The 24006-nt window shown below is 61.1% G+C and carries 27 protein-coding genes; 11 read left to right on the forward strand and 16 right to left on the reverse strand.

The features are described 5' to 3' along the window. Positions 1 to 50: 50 nt before the first annotated feature. Positions 51 to 767 carry an alpha/beta hydrolase gene (locus QRN31_RS25820; protein WP_285435426.1) on the forward strand — a complete coding sequence of 239 codons (717 nt, stop codon included), beginning with the start codon at positions 51 to 53 and terminating at the stop codon, positions 765 to 767. 2 nt (positions 768 to 769) lie between these two features. On the opposite strand, the gene QRN31_RS25825 is transcribed toward QRN31_RS25820, so the two are convergent. From QRN31_RS25825 to QRN31_RS25840, 4 genes are all read right to left on the reverse strand, one after another. After that, complete coding sequence (locus tag QRN31_RS25825) at positions 770 to 1357, reverse strand: DcrB/PsbP domain-containing protein (protein ID WP_285435427.1); 588 nt, start codon at positions 1355 to 1357, stop codon at positions 770 to 772. A gap of 99 nt (positions 1358 to 1456) precedes the next feature. Further along, positions 1457 to 2128, reverse strand: coding sequence for a glutathione S-transferase family protein (locus QRN31_RS25830; RefSeq protein WP_285435428.1), 672 nt, complete (start codon positions 2126 to 2128; stop codon positions 1457 to 1459). A gap of 81 nt (positions 2129 to 2209) precedes the next feature. Beyond that, complete coding sequence (gene yddG / locus QRN31_RS25835; RefSeq protein ID WP_285435429.1) at positions 2210 to 3133, reverse strand: aromatic amino acid exporter YddG; 924 nt, start codon at positions 3131 to 3133, stop codon at positions 2210 to 2212. 56 nt (positions 3134 to 3189) lie between these two features. Next, a complete protein-coding gene (locus QRN31_RS25840; RefSeq protein WP_285435430.1) occupies positions 3190 to 3984 on the reverse strand; it encodes a hypothetical protein in 795 nt (264 codons plus the stop codon). A gap of 157 nt (positions 3985 to 4141) precedes the next feature. Here QRN31_RS25840 and QRN31_RS25845 point away from each other — a divergent pair, with 157 nt between their 5' ends. Next, complete coding sequence (locus QRN31_RS25845; RefSeq protein WP_285435431.1) at positions 4142 to 5461, forward strand: Nramp family divalent metal transporter; 1320 nt, start codon at positions 4142 to 4144, stop codon at positions 5459 to 5461. 36 nt (positions 5462 to 5497) lie between these two features. On the opposite strand, the gene QRN31_RS25850 is transcribed toward QRN31_RS25845, so the two are convergent. Beyond that, positions 5498 to 6391 carry a LysR family transcriptional regulator gene (locus QRN31_RS25850; RefSeq protein WP_285435432.1) on the reverse strand — a complete coding sequence of 298 codons (894 nt, stop codon included), beginning with the start codon at positions 6389 to 6391 and terminating at the stop codon, positions 5498 to 5500. A gap of 113 nt (positions 6392 to 6504) precedes the next feature. Here QRN31_RS25850 and QRN31_RS25855 point away from each other — a divergent pair, with 113 nt between their 5' ends. Continuing rightward, positions 6505 to 7107 carry an NADPH-dependent F420 reductase gene (locus QRN31_RS25855; protein WP_285435433.1) on the forward strand — a complete coding sequence of 201 codons (603 nt, stop codon included), beginning with the start codon at positions 6505 to 6507 and terminating at the stop codon, positions 7105 to 7107. A 101-nt stretch (positions 7108 to 7208) separates the two neighbouring features. Here the strand turns inward: QRN31_RS25855 and QRN31_RS25860 are convergent, their stop codons facing one another. Genes QRN31_RS25860 through QRN31_RS25870 form a run of 3 tightly spaced genes read right to left on the reverse strand, consistent with a single transcriptional unit; the run spans position 7209 to position 9802 of the window. Continuing rightward, positions 7209 to 8390 (reverse strand): acetyl-CoA C-acetyltransferase, encoded by a 1182-nt coding sequence (locus QRN31_RS25860; RefSeq protein ID WP_285435434.1) that lies wholly within the window; start codon positions 8388 to 8390, stop codon positions 7209 to 7211. Between the two features lie 11 nt (positions 8391 to 8401). Further along, positions 8402 to 9067: a CoA transferase subunit B gene (locus tag QRN31_RS25865; RefSeq protein ID WP_090182831.1), complete on the reverse strand. Its 666-nt coding sequence runs from the start codon at positions 9065 to 9067 to the stop codon at positions 8402 to 8404. 36 nt (positions 9068 to 9103) lie between these two features. Continuing rightward, positions 9104 to 9802, reverse strand: a complete 699-nt coding sequence (locus QRN31_RS25870) for a CoA transferase subunit A (protein WP_149418878.1) — start codon at positions 9800 to 9802, stop codon at positions 9104 to 9106. Between the two features lie 177 nt (positions 9803 to 9979). Here QRN31_RS25870 and QRN31_RS25875 point away from each other — a divergent pair, with 177 nt between their 5' ends. After that, positions 9980 to 10873: a LysR family transcriptional regulator gene (locus QRN31_RS25875; protein WP_285435435.1), complete on the forward strand. Its 894-nt coding sequence runs from the start codon at positions 9980 to 9982 to the stop codon at positions 10871 to 10873. A gap of 123 nt (positions 10874 to 10996) precedes the next feature. Here QRN31_RS25875 and QRN31_RS25880 read toward each other — a convergent pair whose 3' ends face one another. Together QRN31_RS25880 and QRN31_RS25885 are read right to left on the reverse strand one after the other, a co-directional pair. Then, positions 10997 to 11839: an NAD-dependent protein deacetylase gene (locus tag QRN31_RS25880; RefSeq protein ID WP_285435436.1), complete on the reverse strand. Its 843-nt coding sequence runs from the start codon at positions 11837 to 11839 to the stop codon at positions 10997 to 10999. Positions 11840 to 11930: 91 nt separating this feature from the next. Further along, a complete protein-coding gene (locus tag QRN31_RS25885) occupies positions 11931 to 12977 on the reverse strand; it encodes a class I SAM-dependent methyltransferase (protein ID WP_285435437.1) in 1047 nt (348 codons plus the stop codon). A gap of 313 nt (positions 12978 to 13290) precedes the next feature. Between QRN31_RS25885 and QRN31_RS25890 the strand changes: the two genes are divergently transcribed. Both QRN31_RS25890 and QRN31_RS25895 read left to right on the forward strand, forming a co-directional pair. Next, positions 13291 to 14130, forward strand: a complete 840-nt coding sequence (locus QRN31_RS25890; RefSeq protein ID WP_285435438.1) for an HvfB family MNIO-type RiPP peptide maturase — start codon at positions 13291 to 13293, stop codon at positions 14128 to 14130. Continuing rightward, positions 14123 to 14881: an HvfC family RiPP maturation protein gene (locus tag QRN31_RS25895; protein ID WP_285435439.1), complete on the forward strand. Its 759-nt coding sequence runs from the start codon at positions 14123 to 14125 to the stop codon at positions 14879 to 14881. Before QRN31_RS25890 ends, QRN31_RS25895 begins: the two co-directional genes overlap by 8 nt. A 147-nt stretch (positions 14882 to 15028) precedes the next feature. Here QRN31_RS25895 and QRN31_RS25900 read toward each other — a convergent pair whose 3' ends face one another. The 5 genes from QRN31_RS25900 to QRN31_RS25920 all read right to left on the reverse strand — a co-directional run bounded on the left by QRN31_RS25900 (position 15029) and on the right by QRN31_RS25920 (position 19344). Beyond that, positions 15029 to 15976 (reverse strand): phosphatidate cytidylyltransferase, encoded by a 948-nt coding sequence (locus tag QRN31_RS25900; protein ID WP_285435440.1) that lies wholly within the window; start codon positions 15974 to 15976, stop codon positions 15029 to 15031. Further along, entirely contained in the window at positions 15973 to 16572 is a 600-nt protein-coding gene (locus tag QRN31_RS25905; RefSeq protein WP_285435441.1) for a lysophospholipid acyltransferase family protein, read from the reverse strand. Before QRN31_RS25905 ends, QRN31_RS25900 begins: the two co-directional genes overlap by 4 nt. Further along, the gene (locus tag QRN31_RS25910) at positions 16559 to 17191 is read right to left on the reverse strand and encodes a CDP-alcohol phosphatidyltransferase family protein (protein WP_285435442.1); all 633 of its coding nucleotides are present in this window, start codon (positions 17189 to 17191) and stop codon (positions 16559 to 16561) included. Before QRN31_RS25910 ends, QRN31_RS25905 begins: the two co-directional genes overlap by 14 nt. A gap of 105 nt (positions 17192 to 17296) precedes the next feature. Further along, a complete protein-coding gene (locus QRN31_RS25915) occupies positions 17297 to 18607 on the reverse strand; it encodes a sensor histidine kinase (RefSeq protein WP_285435443.1) in 1311 nt (436 codons plus the stop codon). Then, complete coding sequence (locus tag QRN31_RS25920) at positions 18604 to 19344, reverse strand: response regulator (RefSeq protein WP_285435444.1); 741 nt, start codon at positions 19342 to 19344, stop codon at positions 18604 to 18606. Before QRN31_RS25920 ends, QRN31_RS25915 begins: the two co-directional genes overlap by 4 nt. Before the next feature lie 306 nt (positions 19345 to 19650). Here QRN31_RS25920 and QRN31_RS25925 point away from each other — a divergent pair, with 306 nt between their 5' ends. The 3 genes from QRN31_RS25925 to QRN31_RS25935 all read left to right on the forward strand — a co-directional run bounded on the left by QRN31_RS25925 (position 19651) and on the right by QRN31_RS25935 (position 21560). Beyond that, the gene (locus QRN31_RS25925; protein WP_285435445.1) at positions 19651 to 19917 is read left to right on the forward strand and encodes a DUF2790 domain-containing protein; all 267 of its coding nucleotides are present in this window, start codon (positions 19651 to 19653) and stop codon (positions 19915 to 19917) included. 49 nt (positions 19918 to 19966) lie between these two features. Further along, a complete protein-coding gene (locus QRN31_RS25930; RefSeq protein WP_285435446.1) occupies positions 19967 to 20179 on the forward strand; it encodes a hypothetical protein in 213 nt (70 codons plus the stop codon). A gap of 169 nt (positions 20180 to 20348) precedes the next feature. Then, a complete protein-coding gene (locus tag QRN31_RS25935) occupies positions 20349 to 21560 on the forward strand; it encodes a cytochrome c biogenesis protein DipZ (protein ID WP_285435447.1) in 1212 nt (403 codons plus the stop codon). Between the two features lie 9 nt (positions 21561 to 21569). Here QRN31_RS25935 and QRN31_RS25940 read toward each other — a convergent pair whose 3' ends face one another. Further along, the gene (locus tag QRN31_RS25940; RefSeq protein ID WP_285435448.1) at positions 21570 to 22562 is read right to left on the reverse strand and encodes an AraC family transcriptional regulator; all 993 of its coding nucleotides are present in this window, start codon (positions 22560 to 22562) and stop codon (positions 21570 to 21572) included. A 182-nt stretch (positions 22563 to 22744) separates the two neighbouring features. On the opposite strand from QRN31_RS25940, the gene QRN31_RS25945 reads away from it, so the two are divergent. Next, positions 22745 to 23014 (forward strand): DUF4242 domain-containing protein, encoded by a 270-nt coding sequence (locus tag QRN31_RS25945; protein ID WP_222586012.1) that lies wholly within the window; start codon positions 22745 to 22747, stop codon positions 23012 to 23014. Between the two features lie 30 nt (positions 23015 to 23044). After that, positions 23045 to 23857, forward strand: coding sequence for a class I SAM-dependent methyltransferase (locus tag QRN31_RS25950; protein ID WP_285435449.1), 813 nt, complete (start codon positions 23045 to 23047; stop codon positions 23855 to 23857). Positions 23858 to 24006 lie beyond the last annotated feature (149 nt).

Below are 24006 nucleotides of genomic sequence, written 5' to 3' on the forward strand. Positions count from 1 at the left end.
TCACGGTGTTAGGCTCTGCCCCGAATCCTGCGCGCTGTGAAGGAAGGTTTATGTTGAAGATTCTCGCTCTGTTGACGCTGCTGGCATCCGCCACCGTCCAGGCTCAAACCCCGCTGCTCACCGATCTGCCGCTCAAGTACCTGGAGCAGGCCAACCCCGAATCCCGCCATCAGCCCCTGGTGATTTTTCTCCACGGTTACGGCAGTAACGAGCAAGACCTGTTCGGCATCAAGGATGAGTTGCCAGCGCAGTACAATTTTCTGTCGATTCAGGCGCCAGTGAGGCTGGATGAGGACAGTTATCAGTGGTTTCGCAAGAAAGGCGAAGGCGCCTACAACGGTGAAACCGATGACTTGAAGAGCAGCGCCAAGGTGCTGCTGGATTTCATCGCCCAGGCGGCGAAGAAATATCAGACCGAACCGGACAAGGTGTTCCTCGTCGGTTTCAGTCAGGGGGCGATAATGTCCTACGAGTTGGCGTTGCGTCATCCCGAGGCCGTGGGCGGGATTGCCGCGCTGAGCGGGCGGATTCTGCCGGTGCTCAAATCCGAGCTCAAACCGGATGAAAAACGCCAGAAGCTGGCGATTTTCATTGGTCATGGCACCGCGGACAAACGCCTGCCCTACAAAGACGGCACCGACGCCGACAGCTTTTTACAGCGCTTGTCACTCAAGCCTGAGTTCCACGGCTACGAAGGTCTCGGCCACAACATCAATGAGGCCGAGCTAGAGGATTTGCGCGCCTGGTTACAGCGCCTCAACCCCTGACCTTACTTGCCGGAGACGATCTGCTTGACCAGCGTTTCGTGGCCGGCATTGTCGCTCAGACGGGAAATCACCTGAACGATCGCCATGCGGGTGTTGGACGCCGCCATCACCGTGGTGTCGAGGGTCTTGCCGCCGCCCTGGGTGGCGGAGCTGTCGATCTGCCGCAGACCCAGCCCGGTGCCTTTCTGGGTCAGGCTTTTTTCGCTGAGCTTGGTGAAGTCCGGCAGCGCACGGGCTTGCTCGGTGGCGAAGTCGGACGCGGCGGAGTCGAGAAACTGACTGTCATTGTCTTTGACATTGGCGCCGCCAGGGATGGTGTTTTCAGCGGCGATCACCACGGTTTTCGTGGCCTGGTTGGTGTACATGGTGCCGGTGGCCCCAGCGGTCCCGGCGGCTGCGTCGCCAGCGGGCAGAGGGTTGGCGATGAAACCCTTGGGCAGGCTGAACTTGAACTTGCCGCCGAGCATCGAGACCTCTTGGGCAGGCGCTTTGTCGCTGGCGGTGGCCTTGGCGGCATGGGCATTCAACGCCCCAAGGCTGGCGGCCGCCGTCAACAACAGGACAACGGCTTTTTTACTCAACAATGACATTCGAAAACTCCAGGGATGGTCGCGCTTTGCGGGCGATCATCCCATGGAGGCTGTTATCCATTCCACTCCTTGCGGTCAGGTGCAGGCTGGACAGGTGGATTACGCCTGATTCTGCGGGAACAGGTTGCGGCGGGTTTCTTCATCGAACTCGGCCTTGAGCACCAGTTTCTCTTTCAGGCCCTGGGCACGTTGGGCCGCCGGACGGGCGCTGATCTCATCGAACAGGCGCTTGATGTTCGGGTACGCCGCCAGGCCGTTTTCGCCAAGGATGTACGGCGCGTAGTTGGCCCAGCCCCACAATGCCATGTCGGCGATGCTGTAGGTGTCGCCGGCCAGGTACTGATGATCGGCCAGGCGCTGGTCGAGCACGCGGTAGTGACGTTCGACTTCCTTGAGGTAGCGGTTTTTCGCGTAAGGCAGATCTTCCGGAGCGTGGTGCAGGAAATGCACTGCTTGACCCGAGAAGGGCGACAGACCGGTCGCGATGAACATTAGCCACGACAGCAGTTCCGCTTGCCCGGCGACGGAGGTTGGCAAGAAGCGCTGATGTTTCTGCGCCAGGTGCAGCAGGATGGCCTGGGAGTCGAAAACGGTGGCATCGCCGTCGACCAGGGCCGGCACCTTGGCGTTCGGATTGATCGCCAGGAAGGCAGGCAGGTGTTGTTCGCCCTTGAACGTGTCAACGCCGATCAACTCGTAAGGCGTTTGCAGTTCTTCGAGCAGCAGGGCAACTTTCATCGGGTTTGGCGAAGGGTGGAAAAAGAATTTCATGGTGCAGGCCTCAGTCAGTGGGTTGTGAACTGAGGCTGATCTTGGGCTAGACCCGTTCGATTGACGTGCAAGGTTTTTGCTTTACTCGTTCGGAATGATCGAACGTGTTGCGCTGACTTTTTCTGTTGATCGCGTCGTGGCGATCACCGCCCCGGCAATGATCAAGACCGCCGGAACGATCAGGATCGGTCCGGCCTGGCTGCGGCCTGCGGCGATCAGCAATAACGTCGAGATCAACGGCGCCAGGTAGGACAGCGCTCCCAGTGTCGCCAGGCTGCCGTGTTTGGTGGCGTGGTCCCAGGCAAGAAAGGCCATGCCCACCGGCCCGAGACCAAGCACAACAATGGCTGCCCATTGGTTGAAATCGGGGCGTACCGTGGTTTCGAACGCCAGGTGACAGATCAGGCCGCAGACCGCCGACAAACCGCAAATACCGCCGATGATGCTGCTTGGCACTTCGCTGAACCGTCGGTTGATCACCGAATACCCTGCCCAGATCAGTGCACAGCCAAACGCCGCGAGGTAACCAGCCACCGGCATCGCCGCACCCGTTACCGGGGTGTGTTGTTGCATGATGAACGCGGTGCCGGCCAGACCGAGCAGGGCGCCGAGCATTTGCCGTTTCTGCAGCTTCTCTCCGGCTGCGAACGCCGAGAGCAACACCAGCAACAGCGGCCACAGATAATTGATCAAGCTGGCTTCGGCGGCGGGTGCGGCTTTGAGCGCGAAAAAATACAGTCCGTGATACACGAAAATGCCCACGAATCCTGTTGCCCAAACGGCCCACGGTTGTCGCCAGCTACTGAATCCGGCGATGCCGCGTCGACCGAGGATCACCAGGCTCACGGCAAACGCTATGCCGAAACTCAGCGTCAGCAGTTCAAACGGTGGAATGCCTTCGGTGAGGGTGGTCAACAGCGCCAGGCAGGACCAGAGCGCTATTGCGATCACGCCAATGGTGGTGGCGGTTTGGGAACGGTGGGCGAGGGGCGTTGCGGGGCTCATGTCTGTTCCTTCAGCACGTAGCGGGCGACATCCTGGCCCTTTGGGTGTGAAGGAGCTTAGCGTTTGATCGCTGAACGTCCAGCCGCGACGGTCGAATTGACCGGTCGTGCGAGTAAACGTCGAGTGAAGCCCAGCATCCCCACCGACACCGCAACTCCCAGGGCAAAGGCATTCATGCCCATGGTTGGCAAGGCCAGCGCCAACACCAGGCAAAACGCCGCGAAGGAATACATGCCGGTGGCGGTTGCACGCAGCAAGGCGGCCGTGAATGCCGGGCCGCGAGTCTGCTGGGAAAACACCGCCATCACGCTGCCCAAGACCGGGAACACCGCGAGCAGACCGCTCCAGCCTTCGCCGACGGTGCGGGCCAGCAGCGTGACCGCCAGCGTCAGCAAGGCGCCGGCAATCATACGCAGCAACAGTTTGTCGGATTTGGGCGCAGGACCCGACACGATGGGCTGCACCTTTGGAAACAGGTACGGCGCCGCCAGCAGTGCAGTGCTGGCCGCGATGACCGAGAACAGCAGCGACGGCGGAACCTGCGAAAGCACCACCGCCACGCCGGCCCAGACCAGCAGTGAAATCGTCAATGCCCACGGCCATCGCCTCCGTTGAGCGACTTGGGCGTAGGTCACGCAGAAGGCAATCATGGCGAACATCGCCGATAACGCCGCCGTCGCGGACTGAGCGGCGAATGCCTCGCCTTGTTCAATGGCGAGGAAGAACAGAATCGGTCCCACCACCACCGGCAATCCTGACAGCCAACCGGCCACGCTGGGGCCCCAGCGCTTGCCCGCGAGGGAAATCAGCAAGAGAAATCCGGGAATCACCAGCAGTTTGAGCATCAGCACGCACGCGTCTCCGACCTGAGTGAGGCGGCAACGTTAGCATTGCGGGCGACAGATTGCTCTATCGATTGGCGTGTTTTGTATACAAAGTTGCTGGCCCTTGGGTGTGTCGGGCGAAACGTCTAAGCTGCTTGCCTCCCACTTGTTTCTGGATGTTTGTGTGAAATTCAGTTTGCCCAAAGTCGCCACCGCGCCGTTTTGCCCGCCGGAAGTGGCCGGCAGCGTTGCGGTTGACCCGAACGCGTCATTTTTCAAACGGGTCCTGCGGTTTGCCGGGCCGGGCTTGTTGGTGTCCATCGGCTACATGGACCCGGGCAATTGGGCCACGGCCATCGAGGCCGGCTCGCGATTTGGCTACAGCCTGTTGTTCGTGGTGCTGCTGGCGAGTCTGGCGGGGATGGTGGTGCAATGTTTGTGTTCGCGCCTGGGCATCGCCACCGGTCGTGATCTGGCGCAACTGTGCCGTGAACGCTACAGCACGCGCACGGCGCGGACTCAATGGCTGCTGGCGGAAATCTCGATCATCGCCACCGACCTGGCCGAAGTGCTCGGCTGCGCGCTGGCGTTCCATTTGCTGCTGGGCTGTTCGCTGACGTTCGGTATTGCGCTGACCGCGTTTGACACGCTGCTGGTGCTGGCCCTGCAGAACCGTGGTTTCCGTCGCCTGGAGGCGATCATGCTGGTGCTGGTAAGCACCATCGGCGTGTGTTTCTTCGTCGAATTGCTGCTGATCAAGCCGTATTGGCCGGACGTCGCCCGCGGCTTTACGCCCTCACTGTCGGCCATTGGCGACGCTGCGCCGCTGTACCTGGCCATCGGCATTCTCGGGGCCACGGTGATGCCGCATAACTTGTACCTGCACACCTCGATCGTGCAGACCCGAATGATCGGCAAGGACATGGCCAGCAAGCAGGACGCGGTTAATCTGGCGCGTATCGACACCATCGGTTCGCTGGCGTTGGCGCTGCTGGTGAATGCGGCGATTCTGATCCTGGCGGCGGCCGCGTTTCACCAGAGCGGGCACACCGATGTGGTGGACATCCAGGACGCCTATCACTTGCTCGATCCATTGGTGGGCGGGGCGCTGGCCAGCGTGTTGTTCGGCGTGGCGTTGCTGGCATCGGGGCAAAGTTCGACCTTTACCGGGACCATCGCCGGGCAGGTGATCATGGAGGGATTTCTGAACCTGCGGATTCCCTGCTATCAGCGCCGGCTGATTACCCGGGGGCTGGCATTGATCCCGGCGTTTATCGGCGTCTGGCTGATGGGCGATAACGCGATTGGCAAGCTGCTGGTGTTGAGTCAGGTGGTGTTGAGTCTGCAGTTGCCGTTTGCGCTGTACCCGCTGATACGCATGACCAACGACCACACGCTCATGGGGCCGTTTGTGAATCAATGGCCGACGCGGGTGTTGTCGTGGGGGTTGTTTGTGGTGATCAGCGGGGCGAACAGCTGGTTGATTCTGCAGTTTTTGGCGTGACCGGACGGGCCTGCTCGTGAAAATCGATGACGCGTTCTACCGCTGAAAGGCCTCCACCACAAAATCGATAAAGGCTCGGGTCTTGGCCGGCATCAGCGTACGGCTCGGGTAATACAACGAAATCGGTCCCGCATTCGCGTACCAATCGGGCAACAGGCGCAGCAGTTCGCCGCGCTCGATATTCGCGGCCACATCCGGCAACACCAGCAACGTCACCCCCAAACCGAGGATCGCCGCCTCACGCATGGCGGCCGGGTCATTGAGCACGATGTTTTCGCTCATGTTCGCCTGCGCCTCATTGCCCGCGCCGTCCTGCATGACCCATTGGCGAATCCGTCCCGTGCGGCTGCCGCGCATCACGATGCCGTCGAATCGGTGCAAGTGCTCCGGATTGTCGGGCAGCGCGCGCCCTGCCATATAGGCCGGGGAAGCCACTGCCACGATATCCGCCGCCGCCAGTGTTCGAGAGATGACCCCGGGCGTCAGCTCGAAACCGCCGCCGATGGCCGCGTCATAGCCCTCGGCAATCAGGTCCACCTGGCGGTTTTCGAAGTGCCATTCAGGGCGGATCAACGGGTAAAGCGCCAGGAACGCTGGCAGCAATGGCAACACATGCCCGATGCCAAAGGTCGGCGCGAGGCTGACCTTGAGCACCCCGGCCGGTTCGCTCCGGTCGCTGCTCACCGCGCTGATCGCCGTTTGCAGCGCCTGCAGATTGCCGCCGATGCTCGCCAGTAGACGTTCACCGGCTTCAGTCAACGACAGCTTGCGGGTCGAACGCTGGAATAGCCGCACACCGAGGTTGCGTTCGAGCATCGCCACGTTGCGGCTGACCGCAGCAGGCGTCAGTGCGAGCAAGCGTGCCGCCGCCGAAAAGCTCCCGGTTTCGGCGCTGCGCACGAAGGATTCAAGATTGGCGAGGGTTTCCATGGCTGCCACCTGATAGCAATACTTGAAAATGATTCAAGGCATTACCGACTAATCAAGCACTAATGGCAAGTGCAGTATTCATTCCAACGACAACCCCCTCGGAGTGAACAATCATGAGCACAATTGGAATCATCGGCGCCGGCGCCATCGGCTCGGCCTTTGCCCGGGCGCTTTCACGCAAAGGTATTGAAGTGGTCATCGCCAACAGCCGTGGACCTGAAACACTGGCTTCACTGGTGGCGGAACTCGGGCCAACGGCGCGCGCCGGCACCCGTGAAGAAGCGGCCGCGCAGCCGATGGTGCTGGTGGCGGTCAATTGGTCGAAGTTGCCGAGCGCGCTGGCCGGTCTGCCGGATTTTGCCGGGCGGATCGTCATCGATGCCAACAACTCAATCGAGGCGCCATCGTTCAAAGTGGTGGATTTGCAGGGACGCATGTCCAGTGAAGTGTTTGCCGAGTGGGTGCCCGGTGCACGCGTGGTCAAGGGGTTCAATCACCTGCAGGCGCGCTTTCTGGAAAGCGATCCGGCGGCAGAGGGCGGACGGCGGGTGCTGTTTGTTTCGGGCGATGATGCCCAGGCGAACGCTCAAGTGGCTGCGCTGATCGAGCAATTGGGCTTCTTCGGGATTGATCTTGGGGGGCTGAGTGTCGGGGCGAAACTGGCGCAGTTTCCGGGCGGCCCGTTGCCCACGCTCAATTTGGTGAAATTTGCCTGAAGGCCAGACAAAAAAAGAACCCGGTGCGACGTGAATCGCACCGGGTGTTTTGCCAGACTGCGGCGGCTATTCGTGGGTCCCCGCGCAGTCTGTTGAACGCTTTACGCCCGCTCGATCGCCAGGGCCACGCCCTGACCACCGCCGATGCACAGGGTGGCGAGGCCTTTCTTGGCGTCGCGCTTGATCATTTCATGCAGCAAGGTCACCAGCACCCGGCAACCTGATGCACCGATCGGGTGGCCCAAAGCGATGGCGCCGCCGTTGACGTTGACCTTGTTCAAGTCCCATTCCAGGTCCTTGGCCACGGCCAGCGATTGCGCGGCGAATGCTTCGTTGGCTTCGATCAGGTCCAGTTGGTCGATGGACCAGCCTGCCTTGCTCAGGCAGCGGCGAGTGGCCGATACCGGGCCGATGCCCATGATCGCCGGGTCGACGCCCGCGTTGGCGTAAGCCGCGATTTTCGCCAGCACCGGCAGGCCGAGTGCCTTGGCTTTTTCCGCGCTCATCAGGATCACGGCGGCAGCGCCGTCGTTCAGCGAAGAAGCGTTACCGGCGGTCACCGAACCGTCCTTCTTGAAGGCCGGTTTCAGTTTGCCCAGCGCTTCGGCCGTGGTGCCGGCGCGTGGTTGTTCATCGGTGGCGAAGGACAGCGGATCGCCCTTGCGCTGCGGGATCAGGATCGGCGTGATTTCATCAACAAAACGCCCGGCTTCGATGGCGGCCGTGGCTTTCTGCTGCGAGGCCGCGGCGAAGGCGTCCTGCTGCTCGCGCGTCAGGCTGTATTTCTCGGCCAGGTTCTCGGCGGTGATGCCCATGTGGTAATCGTTGAACGCATCCCACAGGCCGTCGCTGATCATGGTGTCGACGATTTGCGCGTGACCCATGCGCAGGCCGGTGCGCGCGCCAGGCATGACGTAGTTGGACAGGCTCATGTTTTCCTGGCCGCCGGCAATGATCACGTCAGCGTCGCCGCAGCGAATCGCCTGAGTGGCCAGGTGCAGCGCCTTGAGGCCCGAACCGCAGACCTTGTTCAGGGTCATGGCCGGTACGGTGAACGGCAGGCCGGCCTTGATCGCAGACTGGCGCGCAGGGTTTTGCCCGGCACCGGCGGTCAACACCTGGCCCATGATCACTTCATCGACTTGCGCCGGGTCGAGCCCGGTCTGCGCCAGCAACTGACGGATCACCGCAGCGCCCAGGTCAACGGCGGACACACCGGCCAGCGAACCCTGGAAACTGCCGATGGCGGTGCGGGTGGCGGCAACAATAACGACGTCTTGCATGGAATGATTCCTCACTGGGCAGCGAACTGCATTTCCGGAACGTGATCCGGCACGATCAGTTTACCGGCAGTCTTGGCGACGATCTCTTCAACGCTGACACCCGGTGCACGTTCCTTGAGAATGAACGCGCCGTCCTTGATTTCAAGGTAAGCCAGGTCAGTCAGCACACGTTTGATGCAGCCGGCGCCGGTCAGCGGCAGGCTGCATTTGGACAAGAGCTTGGACTCACCGTCTTTCGAAGCGTGGGTCATGATGACGATGATGTTGTCCGCGCCGGCCACCAGGTCCATGGCGCCGCCCATGCCCTTGACCAGCTTGCCGGGGATCATCCAGGAGGCGATGTTGCCTTCGACATCGACTTCAAAGGCGCCCAGCACGGTCAGGTCGACATGACCACCGCGAATCATCGCGAAGGATTCAGCCGAGGAAAAGATCGACGCGCCGATGCGCGCGGTCACGGTTTGTTTGCCGGCGTTGATCATGTCGGCATCGATGGTTTCTTCCGTCGGGAAGGGACCCATGCCGAGCAGGCCGTTTTCCGACTGCAGCATGACTTCCATGCCTTCGGGAATGTAGTTGGCGACCAGGGTCGGAATGCCGATGCCCAGGTTCACGTAGAAGCCGTCCTGCATTTCGCGGGCGACGCGTTGAGCCATTTGTTCGCGGGAAAGTGCCATTGTTGTTATTCCTTCATTCGGTCCGGGGGCAGGGGATCACTTACGCACGGTGCGCTGTTCGATGCGCTTCTCGAACGTGCCGCAAATGACCCGGTCGACGTAGATGCCAGGGGTGTGGATCTGCGCCGGGTCCAGCTCGCCGGGTTCGACGATTTCTTCGACTTCGACCACGGTGATCTTGCCGGCGGTGGCGGCCAGCGGGTTGAAGTTTTGGGCGGTGTGGCGGTAGATGACGTTGCCGAAATGGTCGGCTTTCCAGCCTTTGACGATGGCGAAGTCACCGGTGATGGATTCTTCCATCAGGTACTTGCGACCATGGAATTCGCGCACTTCCTTGCCTTCGGCGACTGGGGTGCCGACGCCGGTGGCGGTGAAGAACGCCGGGATGCCGGCACCGCCTGCGCGCATTTTTTCGGCGAGGGTGCCTTGCGGGGTCAGGACGACTTCGATTTCGCCTTTGAGCAGTTGGTCTTCGAACAGTTTGTTCTCGCCGACGTAGGAGGCCACCACTTTGCGGATCTGCCGGTCTTCCAGCAGCACGCCGAGGCCGAAACCGTCGACGCCGCAGTTGTTGGAAACCACGGTGAGGTCACGCGTGCCCTTGCGCTTGATCTCGGCGATCAGGTTTTCCGGAATGCCACACAGGCCGAAGCCGCCGGCGATCACGGTCATGCCGTCTTCAAGACCTGCCAGAGCTTCCTCGTAGGAACTCACGCGCTTGTCGAAACCTGCCATATGCACCTCTTTTATTCTTGATGGGCGGCTGGCTAGCCGTATGGGGTAGGAGTGTCTCGCCGAAGGATTTATTTGTTAAGTTGATTTTTAAGGTTGATTGATTCATAAAACTCAACAAATAACTGCCTTTCAACTTACAGCTTAGAGCTTGTAGCTTACAACTGGAGCGAAGCGACTATGACCGTCAAGCAGATCAGGGCGTTTTTGGCCGTGGCCCAGAGCCTGAGCTTTGCCGTGGCATGCGAGCGTTTGCACCTGTCGCAATCGGCGTTGAGCCTGACCATCAAGGCGCTGGAAGAAGGCCTGGGCGGGCGGCTGTTCACCCGCAACACGCGTAACGTGGCGTTGACCGCCGAAGGCGAATCCCTGGTGCCCCTGGCGCGCCGGTTGATCGCTGGCTGGGACAATGCCGAGGACGAACTGCGCCAGCGTTTCACCCTCCAGCGCGGTCGCGTCACGCTGGCGGCGATGCCGTCGTTTGCCGGGAACCTGCTGCCGCCGATCCTCAAGACCTTTCGCGCGCGGTACCCGAAGGTCAACGTCACGGTGAACGACGTGATCAACGAGCAGGTGCTGGAAATGGTGCGCGACCGGCAGGTGGAACTGGGGGTGGCGTTCGAGCCGACACAGAGTTCATCGCTGGCATTTACGCCGTTGTACATGGACCGGTTCGTGGCCGTCGTGCCGCAGGATTCGCCTTTTGCCGACTTGCAAGACATCGACTGGCAGACCTTGCTCAAGGAACCGTTCATCACCCTGCAACGACCGTCGACGGTGCGGGTGATGCTGGAGGAACACTTGCAGGCGCGGGGCATGAAGTTGCCGGTGGAGTTTGAAAGCCATCAGTTGGCGACCGTGGGGCGGATGGTGGCCAGCGGGTTGGGCGTGAGCGCGGTGCCGGCGTTGTGTGCCGGGCAGATGCGCGAACTGGGCGCACGCTGCATCACCTTGCGCGACCCGGTGGTGGAGCGGGCAATCGGAGTGCTGACCAAACCGGGGATCGAGCTGTCGGCGGCGGCGCAGGCGTTGTTCGATATCCTCAAAGAACAAAACCTGGGCGCGCGCCCGTAACTGATCGTTCCCACGCTCTGCGTGGGAATGCAGCCCGTGACGCTCCGCGTCACATCAAGAGCCGAACGCGGAGCGTCCGTTGAGGCATTCCCACGCGGAGCGTGGGAACGATCAGAGGTTGAATCAGGAGGATAGGTGCTGAGCCAGGAGCGGGAGCAACTGCTCACACGATCCTTCAATCTTCATATCCAGCAAATCATCCGCCCGGGTCTTGCCCAGATTGATCGCCATCAACGGCTTGCCCTGATCCGCCACCGCCCGGCACAACCGAAACGCCGAATACGCCATCAGCGATGACCCCACCACCAACAATCCCGCGGCCTGTTCAACCGCCGCCATTGCTTTGGCCGCTGTCGCTTGCGCGACGTTCTCGCCAAAAAACACCACGTCCGGCTTCATCCGCTCCCCGGCGCACTGCGGACAGTGCGGCACCTGAAACCGCGCCTCGAACGCCGCATCCAGCAGCGTGTCGCCGTCCGGCGCCTGCACCGCATCGACCCCGGCCAGATAGGGGTTTTGTGCCTCCATCAATTGTTGAATCGAATCCCGTCCGCTGCGTTGCCCGCAATCCAGGCACAGCACCCGGTGCAGGCTGCCATGCAACTCGATCACGTCATGGCTGCCGGCCTGGTCATGCAAGGTGTCGACGTTCTGGGTGATCAACCCGCTGATCTGCCGCGCGCTTTGCAAACTGGCTAATGCTTCGTGGGCCACGTTCGGCTGCGCCTGGCGCACGCGCGGCCAGCCAAGCATCGCCCGCGCCCAATAGCGTCGCCGCGATTCCGGGGCCGACAGGAACTCCTGATACATCATCGGTTGCCGGCCACGCCGCACGCCCTGGTTGTCGCGGTAATCCGGAATGCCTGACGGCGTGCTGATGCCGGCGCCGGTCAGGACCATAAACGGCTGTTCGGTCATCCATTGCTGGAGTCGGTCGAGTTGTTCGCGGATGGGGCGGTCGAGCATGTTCAACACTCCGGGGGCCTTGAGTGTTTGCAGGGTAGCATTTGCCGATCATCGCCCGGACAGGTTGCCTGCCCAGGCGATGATCGGCGCTTTATTTACGCGCCTCCAGAATCAGGTTGAAGGGCGTTTCCGTGGCTCGCCGGAAGTGCTTGAACCCCGCGTCGGTGAAGACCTTGCGCAACCGTGCCTCACCGGCCTGGGCGCCGAGCCCCAGACCGACTTCTTGCGACAGCGAGTTCGGTGTGCAAATGAACGTCGAGGCGGCGTAGAACAGCCGGCCCACCGGGTTGATGTTGTCGTCGAGCGTATCGTTGGCGAACGGTTCCACCAGCAGCACCGTGCCGTCCGGTTTCAGCGCGTCATAGGCGTGTTTGGCCGCGCCCACCGGGTCGCCCATGTCGTGCAGGCAATCGAAATAGCAGATCAGGTCATAGTCGTCGCCGGGAAAGCTTTTTGCCGTGCCCTGGAAGAACCGCGCACGTCCGCCCACGCCACCTTCTTCGGCGCGCTGGGTGGCAACGGTGACGGAGGGCGCGTGGTAGTCGAAACCGACGAACCGCGAGTCCGGGAACGCCTGGGCCATGATGACCGTGGAGGCGCCGTGTCCGCAGCCGATGTCAGCGACTTTGGCGCCGGCCTCCAGTTTGGCGACGACGCCTTCCAGGGCTGGCAGCCACTCGTCGACCAGGTGTGCTTTGTAGCCGGGACGGAAGAACCGTTCGGTGCCACTGAACATGCACGGATGGTGATCGCCCCAGGCCAGGGCGCCATTGCCGCGCATGGCGTTGACCAGTTTGTCCTTGTCATGGAAAAACGATGCGACCACCCCGACACCGCCCGCGATATAGACCGGCGAGTCCTCGATGGCCAGCGCCAGGGCTTGTTCTTCGGGCAGGCGGAACTGGCCGCCTTGGTGCTCCATGTAACCGGATGCGGCGTGGGCGCTGAGCCATTCGCGCAGCAGGCGGGTGTTGCAGCCGGTTTTGTCGGCAAGTGCTTCGGGGGTGATGGGCTGACTGTCGGCCATCGCGCGGTACAGGCCGAGTTCTTCGCCGAGGATGACGTTGGCGAGCATTGCCGCACCGCCCATGTCACCCACCAGTTTGCCCATGAAATCATTGAGTCTGGCCTCGTCCATCACATGTGCTCCTTCAACAGGATCACGGTCCAGAGGCAAGGCGGGTAGAAGCATTCACCACTGGGCGGTGGTCGTGGGATTGAACAGGGCGAACAAGCTCGTCCTGCGTGCAGTAAGTTTAGTTCGCGGGCCGCGCGCCGCCGCCCTGAGCGACGAAAACCCCATTCCCAGACCATCGCCGGGTCTGTACCAGAGTGTGTACAGCCCCGTCATTGATACATTCGACACGATGTTCTGCCGCACCGGAACACAGTCCCGATACACCGCTTCGGTTAACTGTGAGTCCGTTCCGGCCAGCCGTGAGATCGACAGCATGCAGACCCCCATCACCTCAGCGAAAGCGACCGTCGGGCTTGGCCTGCGTCGCGGTTTAATGAAGGATCTCCAGGCCGCCCGTGCCGACGATTTTGACTTTCTGGAAGTCGCGCCGGAGAACTGGATCGGTATCGGCGGCGCCCACGGGCATGCGCTGCGGGCCCTGGCCGAGCGCTTTCCGTTGTCCTGTCACGGCTTGTCCTTGTCCCTGGGCGGGCCGGCGCCGCTGGACGTCGGGTTTCTCCAGCAGGTGCGGGTGTTCCTCGATCACTACAACGTGCCGCTGTACAGCGAACACCTGAGTTATTGCAGCGACGACGGTCATCTCTACGACCTGTTGCCGTTGCCGCTCACCGAAGAAGCGGTGCACCACGTTGCCGCGCGGATTCGCCAGGCCCAGGACATCCTCGGTCGGCGCCTGGCGGTGGAAAACGTCTCCTATTACGCCGCGCCGCAGCAGGACATGGACGAGGTGACCTTCACCAACGCGGTGTTGCGCGAAGCCGATTGCGACCTGTTGCTCGACGTCAACAATGTGTACGTCAACTCGATCAATCATGGCTTCGATCCGCAGGCCTTTCTGGCCGGCATCGATTCGGGCCGAGTGGTGGCGATGCACGTGGCCGGGCACTTCGATGAGTCGGACACCTTGAAAATCGACACCCACGGCGCTTCGGTGAAACCGGCGGTCTGGTCGTTGCTGGCTGAGGCGTATGCCCGGTTTGGCGCGCAACCGACGTTGCTGGAGCGGGATTTCAATTTCCCGGTGTTCTCTGAACTGGTCGCCGAATTGCAGACCATTCGCCGCTTGCAAACCGAGGGGGTGAACCGTGGATAAGCCCAGTCTGCTTCAACAGCAAACGGCGATGGGGCTTTACCTGCGGGATCCCGATCACCACGCGCCGCCCAGCGAAATGAACGCCGTGCGGGCACAGGTTTACCGTGACCTGATTTTCGCCAACCTGTCGTCGCTGCTTAGCGGCACGTTTCCGGTGCTGATCAAGATACTGGGTGATGAACAGTGGCGCTCGCTGGTGCGGATCTTCCTGCGGGACTACCGCGCACGCACGCCGAAGTTTGGTGAAATCGCGCAAGAGTTCGTCGAGTTCCTGGCCTCTGGACCTCAGGCATTGGGTGAGGGCGTGTGGCCGCCGTTCATGGTCGAGCTGGCGCATTACGAGTGGGTCGAGATGGCGCTGCAGCAATCCGACGCCGAACCGTTGGCACCGAGCGATGTCGAGTTGATCCTTGAGCGACCGTTGCGGGTGTCGCCGCTGGCCTGGCCGTTGGCGTATGGCTGGCCGGTTCAATTGGTAGGGCCGGATTATCGGCCGGACGCGCAGCCGGCCCAGCCGACGTTGCTGCTGGTGCGTCGGGCAGAAGACTGGAGTGTGAAGTTTTCCGAACTGAGCCCGTTGGCATGGCGCTTGTTGCAGCGGATCGAGGAATTTCCCGAACTGGTTGGGCTGGCGCAGCTGGAAGGGCTGGCGGCGGAGGCGGGGGCTGCTGGATCACAGGCATTTATTGAGAGTGGCGCGGCGTTATTGCGTCAGATGCATGGGGAAGGGGTGGTGGGCGTGACTGTCTGAATGAACGCAATCCCCCCAAACACCACTTGACCCCTGTGGGAGCGAGCCTGCTCGCGATGAGGCCGGTAGAGCCAACATTGATGTTGACTGACACTCCGCCATCGCGAGCAGGCTCACTCCCACAGGTTTAGTGGTGTGTCTGGATGTTTAAGGCGCGGAGAAAAAATACCGCGTCAGGTGAAAGAAGATCGGCGCCGCAAAGCAGATCGAATCCATCCGATCCAGCATGCCGCCGTGTCCTTTGATCATGGTTCCCCAGTCCTTGGCGCTCAGGCTGCGCTTGATTGCCGACATGACCAGCCCGCCCAGGAACCCCATCACCACAATCACCAACGACATCAACAGCGACTGCCAGAAATTGAACGGTGTCATCCAGAACATGCACCCGCCAATCAGCGTGGCCGACAGGCCACCGCCCACCAGGCCTTCCACGGTTTTCGACGGACTCACCAGCGGCGCAACCTTGTGCTTGCCAAAGAGCTTGCCGAACACGTACTGCAGCACGTCACTCATCTGCACGACAAACACCAGGTAGAACAGCAGCAACGCGTTCTGGCCCTTGAAGCCTTCCAGGTCCAGCAGCAACAGGGCCGGTGCGTGGCTGATGCAATACACGCAAATCATCACCCCCCACTGAATCTTCGCCGCCCGTTCCAGGAACGCATCGGTGTCCTGGCTCAGCACCGCAATCGCCGGCAACAGCAGGAAGGCGTACACCGGAATCAACAGCGTGAACAGCGAATACCAGTGCGTGCCGATCAACACGTATTGCAGCGGAATCAGAATGAAAAACGCTGAGAACAACGCGTTATGGTCACCCAGCCGTGTCGGTGTCAGGGTGATGAATTCCCTGAGTGCGAACAGGGAAATGAAGCCGAACAGAATGACCGTCGCGTTCCCGCCCAGCAGGTAGGACACGAAGAAGATGATGACCATCCCCCACCAGGCATTGACCCGCTGGTTGAGGTTCTCGATGGTCGACATCGAGCTTTCTGATTTAGCGCGACTGGCCAGGATCCGGCCGATGATCGAGGCAATCGCCAACAGGCCCGCGATGGCGCCGAAGAACCACAAAAACTTTTGGTCAAGATTCATTCCGCCAACCTCACAATCGCATCACGCGCCCGGTCTAGAAACAGCTGTTTTTCCTCACCGACGATCCGCTGCATGGGGTTGCCGATGCGGATCGTGCAGATGATGGGCAACGGCACGTGTTTGCCTTTTGGCATGGAGCGATGCAGGTTTTCCAGGTAGATGGGCACCAGGTCCACCTCGGGGAACGTCTCGGCCAAGCGGTACAGACCTGATTTGAAAGGGCCGGGCAACGGCTGGTTGCCGCGCGTGCCTTCCGGAAAGATGATGATCGAATGCCCGGCGCGCACCACGTCGAAAATCGGCTCGAGCACGTTGACGCCAGGCGCTGGGTTGCGCTCGATCAGCACCGCATTCAGGCCTTTCTGTGAGACGTACGACAGAAACGCGTTCTTGCCCCAATAGTCGGCGGCGGCCACGGGTTTCACGTTTATCCGGGCTTCGGGCGGCAGGGCCGCGATGATTGCCAGGGTGTCCATGTGGCTGGTGTGGTTGGCGAAGTAGATGCGCTGGCGCGTCAGGTCCGGCGGGCTTTCCCATCGGGCCGTGACGCCGATGAGGAATCGAAGGACCGAAATCAGTGCGTTACTGATCCACATGGGCGTTCCCCTTGAGCTGGCGGGAGATGGCCAGGGTGCGCGTGACGCAGGTCGCGGCCGATCCTGCGGCGATCACGATCAGTGCGATCAACAGGCTGTAGTGGGTGCCATAAAGGCTGGTTTCGACCGCATTGAGCACCAGTGCGCCGGTCATCACGGCCATTCGATGCTGCTTGGCCATCGGCCCCATGAAGCTCTGTTTCAAACCTATCGAACCGCCGAATACCCGCACGTACGCTGTCAGCGCAGCGGCTAACGCCGCGAACCAACCCAGGTCGGCGTGCCCGATGGCATACCCGAGCGCGATGATCAGCAGGCTGTCGGCAATGCGGTCGGGGAATTCGTTGTAGAGGCTGCCGATGTCGGATTTCTTGCCGCCCTCGATCGCCACCATCCCGTCGAAGAGGTTACACAGCAAGCGCAATTGAATGCCCACCGCGCAGATGATCGAGCCAACAAGACCGTTATCGATGTTCAGCGCCACTGCGCCCGCGAGCGCAAAGGCGATGCTGGCGACGGAGATCTGATTGGGGGAAATGCCTCGTTTCACCAGGCGGTCGGTGAGGTGTTTTGCCCAGCCCGCAGAGCGCGTCTTGATGGGCCTTCTGTTGTCATCCATTTGCCAATATCCATATAAGTGTCGGTTGCTATCGGGTGCGCCACAGCGCTGCGTTGCGCGACTGTGTCCGACACTATAGAGGCTATCCTGCGCCCTTGTGCCTGTTTACTGACTGACAGGTCGAAGCGGCAACTTCAACTCCGCACACAATCCACCGCCCTCACGCTGACTCAAGGTCAACGATCCGCCGATGGCCAAGGCCAACTGCTGGGCAATCGCCAGGCCCAACCCGGTCCCGCCGGTGCTGCGATTGCGCGAATTCTCCACCCGGTAGAACGGCTCCATCACATGGGCCAGTTCCTCTTCGGCGATGCCGGGACCGCGGTCCATGACCTTGACCGACAGGTTGCCGTTCTTTGTTTCTACCCACAGTTCAGCCGCCCCGGCAAACTTCAGCGCGTTGTCCGTGAGGTTCACCAGGACCCGGCGCAACGCATGGGGCCGGGTGTCGATCACGGCGCTGCTTTTTCCGCTGAGTTGCACGTCCTTGCCCATGTCCTGATAGTCGAACACCAGGCTGTCGAGGAACGAATCCAGGTCGGTGCGGCGGCTTTCTTCGGTGGCGCCGTGAACGCTGCGGGCATAGGCCACGCCTTCGCGCACCAGATGTTCCATCTCACCGAGGTCGTTCCACAGTTTGTCTTTCTCGCTGGAGTCGTCCATGAATTCGGCGCGCAGTTTCATGCGGGTGATCGGGGTTTGCAGGTCGTGGGAAATCGCCGCCAGCAGCTGCATGCGCTCCTTCAAGTACGCCGCGATACGTGCCTGCATCGAATTGAAGGCGATGGCGGCATGGGCGACTTCGGTCGGGCCTTTTTCATCCAGCAACACCGCGTGAGTATTGGGGTCGAGGTTGTCCACGGCCTGGGCGAGGCGGGTGAGGGGACGGATAGCGATTTTCACGGCCAGCCAGGTGCAGAGAATCATCAGCGCCAACTGGCCCAGCAACACGATGGGCAGCCACGGCGACAACGGCACCATCGATGGCCGGACGTCGATGGTCACCGGGCTGCCGTCCGCCAGTTTCAGGTGAACCTGAAAGTTCTTTTGCGGACCCGGAATGTCAGTCACGGTCATCGGGTAATCCTTGCCGATGGCGTCCTTGATCGAGGTCATCGCCATGGGCGTGTCACGCAGGCTGGTGCCCGGCGAACCTTCATTGAGCAAATAGCGGTAATTGCGCCGATCCAGTTGTTTCAGCCAGCTCGCCCGTTCTTCGGCCGGCAAGCGGTCAAGGATGGCGATGGACGTCGAGACGTCCGTTTCCAGATTGCCCAGCATGGTGTTTTTCGCGCTTTCGTAGCGCTCGTAGTATTGCGCGCCGAAGGACAGCGCTTGCGCGAGGATCAAGCCGATCAGGAAGATCAGCGACAGCCGCGAGGCGAGGGTGCGCGGCCAACGAATCGCCAGGTTCATGAGGGCGCACCGAGCACTTCCACCGGCAGCGAAAACACATAGCCTTCGCTGCGCACGGTCTTGATGTAGGCCGGTTCACGCGCGTCGTCGAGCAAGCGCTGGCGCAAGCGGCTGACCAGCAAGTCGATGGAGCGGTCGAACAGGTCGGCGTCGCGGCCCTGGGTCAGGTTGAGGAGCTGGTCACGGTTGAGCACCCGTTGCGGGTGATCGAGAAACACCCGCAGCAAGCGGTATTCGGCGCCACTGAGCGCAACCATGGTGCCGTCTTCGTCGAGCAGATGGCGGGCCGAGGTGTCCAGGCGCCAGCGTCCGAAAGCCAGCAGACGGCCGCTTTCGGTAACCACCAGGTTTGGCGGCAGCATCCGTGTGCGCCGCAGCACGGCGTTAATGCGCGCAAGCAGTTCACGGGCGGCAAACGGCTTGACCAGGTAATCGTCGGCGCCCATTTCCAGGCCGATGATGCGGTCGGTTTCATCGTTGCGCGCGGTCAGCATCAGCACCGGCGTGGCCTTGTGTTTGCCGGCGCGCAATTCGCGGCAGAGCACCAGGCCATCGTCGCCCGGCATCATGATGTCGAGCACGATCAGGTCCACCGGCGTGGTCTCGAGAAAGGCGCGCATCTGGCGCCCGTCGGCGACGACGGTGGTGCGCAGGCCGTTCTTCTTCAGGTAGTTGCCCACCAGCTCGCGGATCTCGCGGTCATCGTCGACGATGAGAATGTGATCGACATGTTCCATGGAGCCAAGCCTCTATCAATGGGGGATATCACGCAGTCTATCGAGCCTTTGCCCGCTCGCCCGCAGCCCTTTGTATTGCAGTGTATCTGGCGTGGCGACGGATACACGCAGACGCAAAAACGTCCGTTTTCAGTGGTTTTGTATCGCTCTGTATCAGGGGCCGGCTTTGATACGCAACGATTTACACGCGCCGGTTTTCGACACAGACGAGATACCTCGCAGGCTTCTAATAGGTTCCATCGAGGCACACCAGACCGCCTCGGCCCAGATGAACGACCTATCCATTGAAGCCTTGAGGAAACCACCATGAACACCAAAACCATCTACGCCGCTTGCCTGTTTGCCGCCCTGAACATCTGCACCTTGGCGGCCCGCGCCGAAGCCGCCGATGTCACCGCCAAAACCTACACCTACGGCACCCACCTGGATATCAAGAAAGTGCTGTCGTTGAAACAGGACGCCACGCCTTCCTGCGGGATCGTCAATGCCCAGCTGACCTACCTGGACTCCCACGACAAAACCCAGGTGCTCAATTACAGCAAATTTGCCGATGGCTGCACCACCGACAACTGAGTCCTTTGCTGATCCATTACCGAATCCCTTTTGAAACAGGAAGAACATCATGATCAACGTCACTCGCTTTTTGACCGCTGTTGCCTTCTCCATCGCTGGTGCGGCGGCTCATGCCAATGTCGCTGTTGAACAGAAAACCTGTGGCAGTGCCACGTGCTTCCAGCTGACGCCGGTGGCGGAGCAGGCAGGTAATGCCTTCCTGGCACAGGACGGTTCGAGCCGTACGCCGCAGGGGCAACAACTGGATAACCAGACGGCTTGAGGCCGAACACGGCTCTGAAAACACCACCGATCCCTGTGGGAGCGGGCTTGCCCGCGAAGAGGCCAGTGCATTCAACATTGATGTCGACTGACACTCCGCCTTCGCGGGCAAGCCCGCTCCTACAAGGATCGGTGTGAATCGGCACCCCCCCACATGTTTAGGTGATCCCATGTTTCTCATCGCGTTCCTGGGCGGCATATTGACCGTCCTCAGCCCCTGCATCCTGCCGGTCGTGCCGTTCCTGTTCGCCGGTGTCAAACGCACGCGTTCATCGATCTTGCTCACCCTTGGCGGCATGGTTCTGACCTTCGCGCTGATCTCCAGCCTGGCCGTGGTCAGCAGTGAATGGGTTGTACAAGCCAACAACACCGGCCGCCACATCGCCCTGATTGTGATGGGGTTGTTTGCCCTGTCGCTGATTTCCGCCCGTGTCGGTGACTGGCTGACCCGCCCGTTCGTGGCGCTGGGCAATCGCCTCGACCCGAACACCCGCAAAATGTCCGGTCCTTTGGGGTCGGTGATGATTGGCGTGGCCACCGGGCTGCTCTGGGCACCCTGTGCCGGGCCGATCCTTGGGGTGATTCTTACCGGTGCCATGCTGCAAGGCGCCAACGCCCAGACCAGTCTGTTGCTGGTGGCGTACGGTCTGGGCAGCGCGCTGTCCCTGGGCACCCTGATCTTCGCCGGTCGCGGTTTGGTCAATCGCTTGAAAGCGTCGATCCCGGTCACCGGTTGGCTGCGTCGGGGCGCCGGTGTGGCGGTGCTGGCCGCTGCTGCGGTGATTTCCAACGGCGCCGACAAAACGCTGCTGGCCGGCACCTCGTCCGAAGGCGTCAGCAGTCTGGAGAAAGGTGTGCTGGAAACCGTGCCGAAAGTGGTCGACTACTTCGTCAGCAAGGTCAAGGCCGATACGTCCATGGACAACGCCCAAGGCGCCATGCCGTCACTGTCCGGCGCGGTCGAATGGCTCAACTCGCCAGCCCTGAGCAACGATTCGCTGAAAGGCAAAGTGGTGCTGGTGGACTTCTGGACCTTCGACTGCATCAACTGCCAGCACACCTTGCCGTACGTGAAGGACTGGGCGAAGAAATACGAGAAGGATGGCCTGGTAGTGATTGGCGTCCATACCCCGGAATACGGTTTCGAACGCATCATCGACAACGTCAAGGACCAGGTGAAAAAGCTCGGCATCACCTACCCGGTGGCCATCGACAACAACTATGCGATCTGGCGTGCATTCGACAACCAGTATTGGCCCGCACACTACCTGATCGACGCCAGGGGCCAGGTGCGCTACACCCACTTTGGCGAAGGCAGCTACGAGACTCAGGAAAAGATGATTCAGCAACTGCTGGAAGAGGCCAAGGCACCCGCCGCGTAACCCTCGACATCAATGGCTCACCGGCTGCGCGCCGTGGGCCATTGTTTTTTTCTCCTGACTGCGGCGCCACGCTGCCGGTGGCGCGCCGTACTCACGACGAAAGGCCCGACTGAACGCCGTGTCGGTTTGATAACCCACCTCTTCGGCAATCCGCATCAACGAGCTGTTACTGCTGCGTAACAGATTGGCCGCCAGCAACATGCGCCATTGCGTCAGGTACTGCATTGGCGAGCTTCCCACCAGTTGCTGAAAACGTTCCGCCAACACCGACCGCGATGCGCCCGCCGTGCGCGCCAGCTCTTCCAGGGTCCAGGCGTGACAGGGTTTTTTGTGCAGCGCGTTGAGGGCGGCGCCGACGATCCGGTCGCTGACACCCGCCAACCATCCGGTCCGACCTTCGCCGTGTTCATTCATGTACAGGCGCAATACCTCGATGAACAGCACCTCGGCCAGTTTGGCCAACACCCCTTCACCTCCGGGCCTGGGCGAACGCGCTTCGGCCAGCGCATAACGCACCGAAGATTCGAGCCACATACCCGCATTCGAGCCGCGCACATTGACCCGCACCACCGCTGGCAACCCCGTCAGCAACATGCCCGCCAGCCGCTTGTCACACGCCAGGTAGCCACACACCAGGCGCGTCACCGCGCCGCCTCCGCCATAACTCAGTTGCCGGGGACGGCGCGCCAGCACCATGTCCAGCCGCGCACCGGTGGCGGGTGCAAGCCCGGGTTTAGAGCTCATGCGGTGGGCGTCCCCTTGTGGAAAGACCACCACATCGCCGGCTGTCAGCAGCAGCGGCGGCTCATCACCGAGTTCGACGTAGCACTCGCCTTCAGTGATCAAGTGAAAGATCACCACGCGTTCGGCGCCGGGCTCCAGAAACGGCGCGGCCGTGTCGGCGCTGGGCGACTGATAGCACCAGGGCGCAGTGAACCTGGCATTGATGAAAATCGCGCCGACCAGGCGCACGACACGCAGGGTCTGGGACAGGGCATCCATGACGGTTTTCCGTTGTGGCGAATGCTTTCGATTGTGAACGTGTGGCGCCGCTGTGCGAAATCTCCGGACGATCGGACAGTGTTGGCCGACGATCGGGCAGGACGTCGCAAGTCGGCAGAGCGATAGTTTGCGCACAGGGCCACTGCCGACCCTGTCATCAATAACAACAGTGAGAGGTTGCCATGCCTAAGTTCGTTATAGAACGCGATATTCCAGGTGCTGGAACACTGTCAGAAAGGGATTTGAAAGCGGCATCGCAGAAGTCCTGCCGGACATTGCGCGATTTGCCCGAAGTGCAGTGGGTTCAGAGTTATGTCACGGGTGACAGGCTGTACTGCGTGTACATCTCGCCAAGCGAAGAGCTGATCAAGGAGCACGCCCGGCAGAGTGGTTTTCCAGCCAATCGCATTTCCCAGGTCATGAACATCATCGATCCGACCACGGCGGAATAAGCCGAGGCAGACCCGTACGGAGCAGACTTGATGAGTACCCCCATTGATCTTACTGCCTTGAAAAACCGCCAGATGGCCGCGTGGGCCAGCGGCGACTATGCCGTGATCGGCACCACGTTGCAGATTGTCGGCGAGGAACTGGCCGAAGCCTGCGACCTGCTGTGTGATGAGTTGGTGCTGGATGTGGCGGCCGGCAACGGCAATGCGACGCTCGCCGCCGCACGCCGTGGCTGCTATGTGACCTCGACCGACTATGTTGCGGCGCTGCTGGAACGCGGCGAAGACCGCGCCCGGGCCGAACGCCTGGAGGTGACCTTTCAGGTGGCCGATGCCGAGGCGCTGCCGTTCGCCGATGGCAGTTTCGATGCCGTGTTGTCGACGTTTGGTGTGATGTTTACGCCGGATCAGGCCAAAGCCGCGTCAGAGCTGGCCAGGGTGTGTCGCCCTGGTGGGCGCATCGGCCTGGCCAATTGGACGCCTGAAGGCTTTGTTGGCCAGATGTTCAAGACCCTGGGTCAGCACTTGCCACCGCCGGCAGGGGCGCCATCGCCTTCGAATTGGGGGTCCGAATCCTGGTTGCATGAGCATTTCGATGAGCGCAACTTTCTGGTCCAGGTTACGCGGCGGACTTTCAATTTCCGTTATCGCTCGGCGGCGCACTTCATTGATGTGTTCCGCAATTGGTATGGGCCGCTGCACAAGGCGTTTGCGGTGTTGCCTGCTGATGGTGCCAGGGCTCTTGAAAGTGATCTGACGGAGCTGATTAATCGGATGAATCGGGCGGGTGAAAGATCGTTGGTGGTGCCTAGTGAATATTTGGAGGTTGTCATTACGCGACGGTGAATTGTCAACTCACGAACCCCCTTTGGAGGTGTGTTTTTTTTGGGGGGTGGGGGCATATCCGTTGCTGCGGTTACGGCGGCTATTGGTTCCGCTTTTACAGCGGGTTACTTGGAAAAGCGCCAAGTAACCAAGCGCTTTTGCCCCTGACG

Source organism: Pseudomonas sp. fls2-241-R2A-110, assembly GCF_030209165.1.
In the GTDB taxonomy this organism is placed as follows: domain Bacteria; phylum Pseudomonadota; class Gammaproteobacteria; order Pseudomonadales; family Pseudomonadaceae; genus Aquipseudomonas.